The following is a 4,407-nucleotide window of genomic DNA, read 5'->3' on the forward strand; positions in this document are numbered from 1 at the left end:
CATTTTGGAGTCCTCCTTGGTTAACTAAGTTAGGGGTCAATTCTGCAGATTTGACACCCCATATCATACCAAGAGGGCTCTTTTTTGTTCAAGTCCCCGAAAATCTTTCTAACAGGAATGCTCCTTTTTGAAAATGTACACGCCCATCGAAGCCTTATTGCTTTTAGGCTCTGTCGGTTTTTCTTCGAACTCATAAATCCTTCCGTCATCATACGTATTCGTTATCCCGAAGCGACTTGCCTCTTGAAGTGGAACAGACAGTACAGCAATCGTGCAATCGGCATTTTTCTCAATATGATAGTCAAGCATTTTGCTATAATCCATTTTATAAATATGATCCCCTGATAAAATAAGCACATATTCCGGTGTGTAGCGATCAATAAAATTCATATTTTGATAGATCGCATTTGCCGTTCCTTTATACCAATCTCCCCCATGAACTCGCTGATATGGAGGAAGGATGTGAACACCGCCATATGTTCGATCCAAATCCCAAGGTTCTCCATTATCGATGTAATCATTCAACTCAAGTGGCTGATATTGCGTTAACACACCAACTGTATCAATACCAGAATTAATGCAATTTGATAAAGTAAAATCGATAATTCGATATTTTCCACCAAAAGGTACTGCTGGCTTCGCAATTTGTTTTGTGAGCACATATAATCTACTGCCTTGCCCGCCAGCAAGGAGCATTGCCACACATTTTTTCTTTCTAAACATGGAATCCCTCTCCTTTCTTCTCAAATCCTCACTTTTTGACGCTCATGATATTGAAAAACCATAGTGGTTAAAGGTGGCACAGTAATAGAAATGTATTGCTCAAATCCGTGCATTTGCTCATCTCTCGTTGCTAACAACTTACGATTCCGAAGACCTGAACCGCCAAACTTCTTCAAATTAGTATTAAATACCTCCTTATATACTCCTTTTTGAGGAACACCTAAATAATAATCATTCCAAAGTACTGGAGAGAAATTAGCAATAATGAGCAAATCGTTATCATGTTTATCGATGCGGCGAAATGCTAAAACATTCCTTTTATTATCATCTGGACAAATCCATTTGAAGCCTTCTTCGTTGCAATCTAATTGCCAAAGGGGAGGATTCTGTAAATAAAAATGATTCGCTTCGCTAAAAAAATGCTGCAGCTTCTTGTGGGATTCGTATTTCAGCAAAAACCATTCCAGCGGTTGTTCACAATTCCACTCAATAAATTGGCCGATCTCGGCACCCATAAACATTAGTTTCTTACCCGGGTGACAAAGCATATAAAGAAGGAAGCTTCGAACCCCGGCAAACTTTTCATAATAATCTCCAGGCATTTTATCTAATAATGAATGTTTTCCATGGACAACCTCATCATGAGAAATCGGTAATATGAAATTTTCTTCACAAGCATACATAATTGGGAATGTTAATTTGTCGTGATGATATTGCCGTGCAATAGGATCAAACTTAATGTATGATAGAACATCATTCATCCAACCCATATTCCATTTAAAATTAAAGCCTAAACCGTCGTAGGATGGGGGAAGGGTAACACCTGGCCAGGCTGTAGATTCTTCTGCTATCATCAAATTATGAGGGAAATTAGTTAGTACAGTGTGGTTTAATTCTTTTATAAATTCTATTGCTTCTAAGTTTCCATCTCCTCCATGAATATTAGGTCTCCATTCTCCATTATCTCTGTTGTAATTTAAATATAGCATCGAAGCAACGGCATCTACCCGAATTCCATCAATATGATACTTTTCCATCCAAAAGAGAGCGTTTGAGATGAGGAAGGAGCGAACCTCTTTTCTTCCAAAATCGAATATTCTTGTTCCCCACTGTTTATGCTCTTGTTTATAAGGGTCTTGATATTCATACAATGGCTGACCATCAAATTCATATAGTCCGTGCGCATCTTTTGGGAAATGAGCCGGAACCCAATCTATAATAATGCCAATTCCATGCTCATGGGCTAAATTTACAAAATACATAAAATCCTCTGGTTTGCCAAATCTTGAAGTTACGCTATAATAGCCACAAACTTGGTACCCCCAAGAACGATCATACGGATGCTCAGCTAACGGCAATAACTCTAAATGAGTGTAGCCCATTTTTTTCACATACGGTATGAGCCGTTCAGCGATTAGCCGGTAATTCGCATAGTGTCCGTCATCAGCTCTTACCCACGAACCTAAATGAACTTCATAAATATTGAGCGGAGATTCGTATATGTTTTGTCTCTCCTTTACCTTTTGCCAATCATCATCCGTCCATGAGAATTTATGCTCAAAACGATAAGTAAAAGAAGCTGTCTTTTCCTTTGTTTCACTATGAAATGCATATGGGTCAGCTTTAAAAAGTATGCGTCCATCTTTTGTCAAAATAGCAAACTTGTATAGTGAATACTCATCCAATCCCTCAATAAAGAGTTCCCATATCCCTGCATCTGTCTCCTTTTCCATTGGATGGGATTGATGATTCCATTGATTAAAATCACCTACTACAGAAACGGATTGAGCATTAGGCGCCCAAACGCGAAAAACAAAGCCTGATTTCCCGTTATTTTCAATAAAATGCGAACCTAAATATTCATATGCTCGAAAGTTCTGCCCGTGGTGAAATAAGTATTTTGCCAGCGACATGTCTTCTTTATATTGCTGCAATCAAACCAGCTCCTTTCCTAATTTTAGCTTGCATACAATGGATAAACATAAGTTGAAACGGGCATTACATATCCATCCTCTATCGTTTTTTCAGTGGTTCAGCATCGAAGGAATCGCCTAATAGAAAACTTTTCCAACATTAAGTTCATAATATGAATCATATTGTAACATTTATGTTAGCATTATTTGTAAATTTTGTGAGAAATTCTTACAAAGAATTCTAGATATCTTGTAAGAAAGAATTAATCACCTTTACAAAAGCCCAAAAAGACATATTCAGGATTTTGCAGATTGTCGACAAATGGATTCTAGAGAACCTCTCTCGGTATATTTTTTTCATTTCTCGATGGAATATTGGCTTGCCAGTTAATTGGGGCGTGCGCCGAGCCTCCACTGACAAAACCGCTCTTGTGAGGGCTCAGCTATCGTCCTAATCAATATGAACGCTCTTTACTCAAGCAGGTTTCCAATTCCAAGTTGCCATTATCCTTAAGCTTATGGACAAACGTAAGCATCTGCCTACATAAACTATTTCTTATGACCTTAGCTTGGCCGAACCTGCGGAAAGCTCCACCCTTCGTTCCGTCGCACATTTCAAAGAAAAAAGGATGTAGACAAATTCGAAAATCTTCGAGATTGTCTACATCCTGAAAAGACATCATTCAGTGTCCTTCGCCAATTTTATTTTGTAAACGTTTCAAGCAAACTCTTGGAAATTTGCAACGTTTGCTCATCCATATTTAAAAGAAATTGCTCATTTTCTTTTTTTCGATTCGTTTCCTTTATAATGGCCATTTCTTGATGAATTCTTTCCATTTTTCGATCAAGCTCTGATGCAACTGTCGCAGCATCTTTCAGTTCCATAATCAATTTTTCCGGGACTTCTTTATTATATTTATAAAAGATCTTATGCTCCAAACTTGCCCAAAAGTCCATTGCGATTGTTCTAATCTGTATTTCCACTGGAATCAATTCTTCTCGATCAGACATAAATATTGGAATCTCAAGGATTAAATGAAGGCTTTGATAACCATTGGGCTTAGGATTGGAAATATAATCTTTGCAAGCCAACAGCGTAATATCTTTTTGTTGTTGGAGCATATTGCTAATTTCATATATATCTGAAATAAATGAACAGGTAATACGAATTCCTGCGATGTCTTTAATATTTTCCTTAATAGAGGATAGGGAAAAAGGGTATCCCTTTCGATACATTTTTTTGAAGATGCTTTCCGGGGATTTCACGCGAGAAGAGACATGCTCAATCGGATTATAGTCATGAATATAATTAAACTCTTCTTTCAAAATATTAATTTTCGTATTCATTTCATCAAGGGCGAACTTATATGCCATCATAAATCTCGTTAATTCGACTTTTACATTTTTAAAATTAGTCATATCCATTTTTTTGTCACTCATCTCTCGTATTATTTTTAAGCTGCGAAAGTTTGTCAGGTGGAAATACTAATCGACAAATAATCTTTGCGATTTCCGGAAAATCTGGTTCCTTCTCGGTTTCCACATGCATTTCAGGGATTTTTTCAAGGAGGGCTATAATCGTCCATGATATGGTATCAAGGCTTAAGTCATCCCAAGTTAGTCCATGCTCTTTTGTCGTTTTCAAGTAGACTCTCGGAAATTAAGTAACTGATTCTGGGTCTTTTGGGGGATGAAAGCAATACTTATGAGGATACATTGGAATTTTCAAAATCGTTTTCAAAAAAATACGTGCCAAATAAACCACAAAAAG

At 37.2% G+C, this 4,407-nt stretch carries 3 protein-coding genes and 1 pseudogene; all 4 read right to left on the reverse strand.

Annotated elements, in window-relative coordinates; all coding sequences use genetic code 11:
- Nucleotides 1-129: 129 nt before the first annotated feature.
- A pseudogene (locus PZE06_RS25375) lies at nt 130-723 on the reverse strand (sugar phosphate nucleotidyltransferase); the annotation flags it as partial.
- A gap of 20 nt (nt 724-743) precedes the next feature.
- Nucleotides 744-2,657: a 1,4-alpha-glucan branching protein GlgB gene (gene glgB / locus PZE06_RS25380; RefSeq protein ID WP_150917783.1), complete on the reverse strand. Its 1,914-nt coding sequence runs from the start codon at nt 2,655-2,657 to the stop codon at nt 744-746.
- A 681-nt stretch (nt 2,658-3,338) separates the two neighbouring features.
- On the reverse strand, nt 3,339-4,061 hold the full coding sequence (locus PZE06_RS25385) for a GTP pyrophosphokinase (RefSeq protein WP_225310844.1): 723 nt from the start codon (nt 4,059-4,061) through the stop codon (nt 3,339-3,341).
- A gap of 7 nt (nt 4,062-4,068) precedes the next feature.
- Entirely contained in the window at nt 4,069-4,281 is a 213-nt protein-coding gene (locus PZE06_RS25390) for a hypothetical protein (RefSeq protein ID WP_191963603.1), read from the reverse strand.
- Between the last annotated feature and the right edge of the window lie 126 nt (nt 4,282-4,407).

This window comes from Robertmurraya sp. DFI.2.37 (assembly GCF_029211245.1).
GTDB classification, from domain to species: domain Bacteria; phylum Bacillota; class Bacilli; order Bacillales; family Cytobacillaceae; genus Robertmurraya; species Robertmurraya methanolica_A.

Coding starts and splice junctions, on each gene's coding strand:
- PZE06_RS25385 (WP_225310844.1), bottom strand. CDS start 4,061: ATGGATATGACTAATTTTAAAAATGTAAAAGTCGAATTAACGAGATTT.